The following is a 6,702-nucleotide window of genomic DNA, read 5'->3' on the forward strand; positions in this document are numbered from 1 at the left end:
AACAGCACCGGCTTCTCCCCCCAGGAGCTCGACATGCCCTACCTCTCGCCCGGCAGGTTCCGGCGCACGGCCCTCGCGCTCGTGTTGACGACCGCGGCCTGGCTGGTGCCGCCCACCCTCGGCGCCCATGCCGCGGCCGCCTACCGCCTCAACATCACCATGCAGGCCCAGCAGTACACCAACTGGTGCTGGGCGGCCGCCGGCAACACCGTGGCCGCCTACTACGGCTACAACTACAGCCAGAACCAGTTCTGCAACCTGGCCTTCAACCGCTCGATGAACTCCAGCTGCCCCAACAACCAGGCCACCCTGGCCAACGACCAGAACGCCTTCCGCCAGATCGGCATCTCGCCCGGCAACTATGTCTACGACTACCTGACCTACAACGCGGTGATCAGGGAGATGAACGCCAACCGGCCGGTGCTGACCCGGATCCAGTGGTCCTCCGGCGGCGGGCACATGCACACCATCTATGGCTACGACCAGAGCGGGTCATGGGTCTACTGGGGTGATCCCTGGCAGTCGAGCTCCCGCTACAACTGGGCGAGCTACAACTACTACGTCGGCAACGGGTCCTTCTCCTGGACCCACTCCCTCAACTACATCGGCGCGTGAGGAGGCTCCTATGAAGCGCATCACAACGGTTCTCGCCCTGGCCGGATCCCTCCTGCTCGCCCCCTCCCTCGCCCACGCGGCCGCTGGCGACCCCACCCCCCAGAGCCCGGCCGAGGCCGCGGCCCTGCAGGCCGTACCACCCGGGGCCGGCGACGGGGCGGCCGCCCACGCCGCCGCCTCGGCCCCGGGCGTCCAGCAGACGCTCGGCAGGTTCTTCGCCACCAAGGGAGCCCCGCCCGGGGCCGACACCAGCGCGGTGGCGCCGATCACCGCGAAGGTGACCGAGCAGACCGTGGCCGTCAACCACCTCAATCCCGCCTTCGTCGCCGGCCAGTCGGCGGAGGTCTCCCGGTTCGCGTTCTTCGCCACCCAGGCCGACGCGGCCGACGGCCAGACCGCCTCGATCTGGACGACCCGCTCGCGGACCGGCGGCTGGCAGGTCAGCAACATCGCCAGCGGCAACGACGAGCAGCGCTACGCCGCACAGCCGGGCACGGTCTTCCTCGAACCGCAGATCAACGCCTGGTACGCGCTCAGGGACGGCCGGGTCGTCCCGCTCAACACCGAGGCGACGACCTCCGTCGGGGCGCGCGGCGTGCCGCTGGCGGACTACCAGAAGCTGGTCTCGGGTCGCTACGGCGACAAACTGCCCGGCTCCGCGTACGCCCGCAACGGCACGGCCGGCGGCTACGGGCCCGGGGCTTCCGCCGACGGCGGGACACCGCCCGCACGGGGGGGCGCCCCGCTCGGCTGGGTGGTGGCCGCGGGAGTGCTGCTCGCCGGAGGGTTTGCCGCCTGGGTCACGGGCCGGTTGGGCGGACACCCGCTCCGCCGCCGCACCTCCCGGATCTGAGCTGCACGCTCGTCACCGGACGCCCGGCCCGCGAGGCCGGGCGTTCCGTGCCGTTCCAGCGGTTGACCAGCGGGCCCGAGCCCGTGGAGCGGCGCACGACCACTCGGGCTGGAACATCAGCTCGATGTGCCCGCTGTGGCTGCCGTTGATCTCCTCCGGGAGGGGCGCCACGGCGATGCGAGGCCCCGGGCACGACATCCCATCAGAGATCAACCCTCCCGCCTACCGGCCAGGGGCACGGTCCGACCTTAAGGCTCAACAGCCCGGAGACAATCAGTGCTCACCTGGCGGAGGCTTACCGAATCGAGTCCGCCTGACCAGGCAAACCACTCTCGATTCACCCCCATTAGAGCCTAGATCGACCCTTTGGCCAGCAGCGCGACGCACTCCACGTGGTGGGTCATCGGGAAGGCGTCGAAGGCGCGCAGGTCGGCGAGGCGGTAGCCGCCCTCGGCGAACCAGGCGAGGTCACGGGCCAGGGTGGCCGGGTCGCAGGAGACGTACACGATCCGAGTGGCCTCAAGAGTGGTCACGCGGTCGACGACGTCGCGGCCCAGACCCGCCCGGGGCGGGTCGACGACGACCAGGTCCGCGCGCTCGATGCCGAAGCGGTCGAGGGCGTTCTCCACCCGCCCCCTGGCGAAGCGTGCCTGGGGGAGGTCACGGAGGTTACGCTCCGCGTCGCGGACGGCGACGGACTCGGACTCGACGCCGAACACGGCCCCCTCGGGGCCGACCGCCTCGGCGAGCCCGGCGGCGAACAGGCCGACGCCGCAGTAGAGGTCGAGGGCCCACTCGCCCGGCCGCGGCGCGGCGAACTTCAGGACCGCGTCGAGCAGGGTGGCGGCGGCGCCGGGGTGGACCTGCCAGAAACCGCTGCCGGTGACCTGGAAGTCGCGCTCGCCGACGCGCTCGACGAGATGGTTGCGGCCATGGACGACCCGGCTGCGGCCCTTGCCCTCGTCGACGAAGACGGCCACGCTCGTGTCGAGGTCGGGTACGGCCACCGTGCGCCGGGGCTTGGGGGCGATCACGACCGCCTGGTCACCGGTGGAGGAGGCGATGACCTCGACCGAGGAGGCGTTGCGCCAGTTCATCACCTCGGCGCCGACGTTCTCGACCTCGGGGTGGGCGATCAGGCAGGCGTCCACCGGCTCGATGTCGTGGGAGCGGTGGCGGCGCAGGCCCAGCCCGCCCTCACGGTCGACGGCGAACTGGACGCGGGTACGCCAGCCGAGACCGTCGGGGGCGCCTGGGACCTCCTCGACGACGCCCTTCCAGTCGATTCCGCCCAGACGCTTGAGCTGCTCGGCCACCACGTCGGCCTTCAGGCGGCGCTGGGCCTCCAGGGAGGCGTGCTGCCAGTCGCAGCCGCCGCAGCGGCCGGGGCCCGCGAACGGGCAGGGCGGGCTCACCCGATCGGCGGAGGGCTCCAGGATCTCGACGGCGTCGGCCCGCAGGAACCGGGAGGTCTCCTCGGTGATCTCAGCCATGACGCGCTCGCCGGGCAGCGCGTGCCGCACGAAGACGACCCGGCCGTCATGGCGCGCGACACACCAGCCACCGTGCGCAACCGGTCCCACCGTCAGTTCGATCATCATGGCCGTCGCCCCCAGAGAATTCGTCGTCGGTCGAGCCTCCTTGCGGTCAGGAGCGCATACGAAAGGTTATGCCTTGATGTCCTCGTCCCGGGCCGCCTCCCGGCGGGGACGGCGGACGGCGCCCGGCGCGAGAGGCTCGGGGCGGCCCTTGAGCCGGTCGGAGGAATGAAGCTGCCAGGGCACGCTGATGACCATCACGCCGGGCTGGAACAGCAGGCGGCCCTTCAGCCGCAGCGCGCTCTGGTTGTGCAGAATGTGCTCCCACCAGTGGCCGACGACGTACTCGGGGATGTAGACGCTCACCACGTCGCGGGGAGAACGGCGGCGCAGCGACTTGACGTACTCCAGGATCGGCCGGGTGATCTCGCGGTAGGGCGAGTCGAGCGTCTTCAGCGGCACCGGGATTCCGCGCCGCTCCCACTCCTCCTGCAGCTCTCTGGCCTCCGCGCCCTCCACGCCGACGGTGATCGCCTCAAGCTTGGAGGGGCGGGTGGCGCGGGCGTAGGCGAGAGCACGCAGGGTCGGCTTGTGGATCTTGGAGACCAGGACGATGGCGTGGTTGCGCGCGGGCAGTATCGACTCGTCCACCACCGAGTCGTCGGCGGCGAGTTCGCGGGCCACGTTCTCGTAATGGCGGTGGATGCCCTTCATCATCAGGAACAGCACCGGCATGGCCACGCAGACGATCCACGCCCCGTGGGTGAACTTGGTGAGCAGCACGACCACCAGCACCACACCGGTCATGACGCCGCCGAAGAAGTTGATGGTCCGCGAGCGGTACATCTGGTGGCGGACCTTCGGGTCGGTCTCGGTTCTCAGGTGCCGGCTCCAGTGCCGGACCATGCCGATCTGACTCAGCGTGAACGACACGAAGACGCCCACGATGTAGAGGTTGAGCAGGCGGCTGACGTCGGCCTCGAAGCCCCACAGCAGCAGGCAGGCCCCGGCCGCGAGGATCACGATGCCGTTGGAGAAGGCGAGCCGATCGCCCCGGGTGTGCAGCTGGCGGGGCAGGTAGCGGTCCTGGGCCAGGATCGAGCCGAGCACGGGAAAGCCGTTGAAGGCGGTGTTGGCGGCGAGGAACAGGATCAGCGCGGTGACGGCCGAGATGACGAAGAAGGGCAGCGAGCCGTTTCCGAAGACCGCGTCGGCGACCTGGGAGATGATCGGCTGCTGGTAGTAGCCGGGCCCGGCGGGCCGCCCGTCGATGAGCACGTCCCGGAAGGCGACCGCGGGGTCGGCGACCTTGACCCCCGAGGCCAGGCCGAGAGAGATGATGCCGACGAACATCGTCACCGCGACCAGGCCCATCATCAGCAGCGTGGTCGCGGCGTTCTTGCTCTTGGGCTTACGGAAGGCGGGCACGCCGTTACTGATCGCCTCGACACCGGTGAGCGCGGCGCAGCCGGTGGAGAACGCGCGCAGGATCAGGAAGGCCGCCGCGAAGGAGGTCAGGTTGGACTGCTCGGCGACGATCTCGTACCCGGCGGTGGGCGCGTGCAGCTCGTCACCGAGGACGAGCACCCGGAAGCTTCCCCACACGATCAGGCCGAGGACGGCGAACATGAAGGCGTAGGTGGGGATCGCGAAGGCCGCGCCGGACTCCCGGATACCACGCAGGTTCACCAGGGTCAGCAGGACGACGATGGCGATCGCGACCAGCGGCTTGTGCTCGGCGACGTAGGGGATGGTGGCCCCCACGTAGTCGACGCCGTTGGCGACCGACACCGCGACGGTCAGCACGTAGTCGACCATCAGGGCGCTGGCGACGGTCAGACCGGCGTTCGGGCCGAGGTTGACCGTGGCGACCTCGTAGTCGCCACCCCCGCTGGGGTAGGCGTGCACGTTCTGCCGGTACGAGGCGACGACGGTGAGCATCACCACCACGACGGCGACGGCGACCCAGGGGCTGAAGTTGTAGAAGGAGACTCCGGCCAGCGAGAGGATGACGAGGATCTCCTGCGGGGCATAGGCCACCGAGGAGAGCGCGTCACTCGCGAAAACAGGTAGTGCGATGCGCTTGGGAAGCAGCTGCTCGTGTAACTGTGTGCTGCGTAGCGCACGCCCGATGAAAAGGCGTTTGACAAGGTCCGTCACCTTCGACACGTCTGCTGATGCTAGTCGCTATTACCCGGCTGCACCCACGCGGCGCTCCTGGGGGCGCCATACTGGCTGAATACATTGGGAATCAAGATCCGCCTCACAGCGACCGGCGGGGGAGCATGCATATCGTGATCATGGGGTGTGGCCGGGTGGGTTCGACTCTGGCGCACATTCTTGAGGACAGCGGCCACTCGGTCGCGATCATTGACCGTGACCCGCAGGCGTTTCGCCGCCTGCGGGCCGGGTTCCGGGGTCGCAGGGTCACCGGGATCGGCTTCGACCGGGACGTCCTGGAAGAGGCCGGCATCGAGGCCGCGGGCGCCTACGTGGCGGTGAGCAGTGGCGACAACTCGAACATCATCTCCGCCAGGGTCGCCCGCGAGACGTTCGGCGTGGACAACGTCGTGGCCAGGATCTACGACTCCCGGCGCGCCGAGGTCTACCAGCGGCTGGGCATCCCCACGGTGGCCACGGTCCGCTGGACCGCCGACCAGATCCTGCGCCGCGTCCTGCCCGAGGGTGCCGAGCCGCTCTGGCGCGACCCCAGCGGGCGCGTGGTGCTGATCGAGGTGGCTTACCATCCCGGCTGGATCGGCGCCCCGGTGCGGAGGCTGGAGGAGGCCGCGGGAACCCGCCTGGCGTTCATCAACCGGATCGGTGAGACCCTGCTGCCCAAGAACGACTCGGTGGTGCAGGAGGGGGACGTACTGCACGTCATGGCGGTCGAGGCGGACATGGACCGCATCAACAAGGTGCTGTCCGGAGCGCCGGAGGAGGAGCACTGATGCGCGTCACCATCGCCGGTGCGGGGGCGGTCGGCCGGTCGATCGCCGCCGAACTCCTGGAGAACGGCCACGAGGTCCTGCTCATCGACATCGACCCCAAGGCCATCAAGATCGACACCGTGCCGCGGGCGGAGTGGCTGCTCGCCGACGCCTGTGAGATCTCCTCGCTGGACGAGGCGGGCCTGGCCGACTGCCACGTGGTCGTCGCGGCCAGCGGCGACGACAAGGTCAACCTCGTGGTGTCGCTGCTCGCCAAGACGGAGTACGGCGTGCCGCGCGTGGTCGCCAGGATCAACCACCCCAAGAACGAGTGGCTGTTCAACGAGTCGTGGGGCGTCGACGTGGCCGTCTCGACCCCGCGCCTGCTGAGCGCGCTGGTGGAGGAGGCGGTCAGCGTCGGCGACCTGGTGCGCCTGATGACCTTCCGCCAGGGCCAGGCCAACCTGGTCGAGCTCACCCTGCCCGAGGACGCGCCGGTCGTCGGCCACCGTGCCGGCTCGGTGCCGTGGCCGAACGACACCGCCCTGGTCGCGATCCTGCGCGAGGGCCGGGTGCTGGTGCCCACCGCGGACGACCCGCTGGAGGCCGGCGACGAGCTGATGTTCGTGGCCAGCCAGGAGGTCGAGGAGGAGCTGGCCGAACTCCTGTCCCCGCACCGCGCGCCGCGCTGAGCGGAAAGGCTTCGCCCCAGGGGAAGGTTTCCGCACGTCAAGCGGGCGGGTGACTTCCTGTACGTGTCCGGGAC

Annotated in this window: 6 protein-coding genes; 4 read left to right on the top strand and 2 right to left on the bottom strand. The window is 69.9% G+C overall.

Features of this window, described 5'->3' with window-relative positions:
• Window positions 1-33: 33 nt before the first annotated feature.
• Window positions 34-615 carry a papain-like cysteine protease family protein gene (locus ABT130_RS22735; protein WP_350917162.1) on the top strand — a complete coding sequence of 194 codons (582 nt, stop codon included), beginning with the start codon at window positions 34-36 and terminating at the stop codon, window positions 613-615.
• A 10-nt stretch (window positions 616-625) separates the two neighbouring features.
• Complete coding sequence (locus tag ABT130_RS22740) at window positions 626-1,468, top strand: hypothetical protein (RefSeq protein ID WP_350958173.1); 843 nt, start codon at window positions 626-628, stop codon at window positions 1,466-1,468.
• 353 nt (window positions 1,469-1,821) lie between these two features.
• Here ABT130_RS22740 and ABT130_RS22745 read toward each other — a convergent pair whose 3' ends face one another.
• Window positions 1,822-3,069 (bottom strand): class I SAM-dependent RNA methyltransferase, encoded by a 1,248-nt coding sequence (locus ABT130_RS22745; RefSeq protein WP_350917417.1) that lies wholly within the window; start codon window positions 3,067-3,069, stop codon window positions 1,822-1,824.
• A gap of 66 nt (window positions 3,070-3,135) precedes the next feature.
• Window positions 3,136-5,175, bottom strand: a complete 2,040-nt coding sequence (locus ABT130_RS22750) for an APC family permease (protein ID WP_350958175.1) — start codon at window positions 5,173-5,175, stop codon at window positions 3,136-3,138.
• 116 nt (window positions 5,176-5,291) lie between these two features.
• Between ABT130_RS22750 and ABT130_RS22755 the strand changes: the two genes are divergently transcribed.
• Together ABT130_RS22755 and ABT130_RS22760 are read left to right on the top strand one after the other, a co-directional pair.
• Window positions 5,292-5,957, top strand: coding sequence for a potassium channel family protein (locus ABT130_RS22755; RefSeq protein WP_350917423.1), 666 nt, complete (start codon window positions 5,292-5,294; stop codon window positions 5,955-5,957).
• Window positions 5,957-6,628 carry a potassium channel family protein gene (locus ABT130_RS22760; RefSeq protein WP_030914802.1) on the top strand — a complete coding sequence of 224 codons (672 nt, stop codon included), beginning with the start codon at window positions 5,957-5,959 and terminating at the stop codon, window positions 6,626-6,628. The genes ABT130_RS22755 and ABT130_RS22760 overlap by 1 nt, the downstream gene beginning before the upstream one ends.
• The last annotated feature ends 74 nt before the right edge of the window (window positions 6,629-6,702 follow it).

The organism is Streptosporangium sp. NPDC001681 (genome assembly GCF_040298085.1).
Lineage (GTDB): Bacteria > Actinomycetota > Actinomycetes > Streptosporangiales > Streptosporangiaceae > Streptosporangium.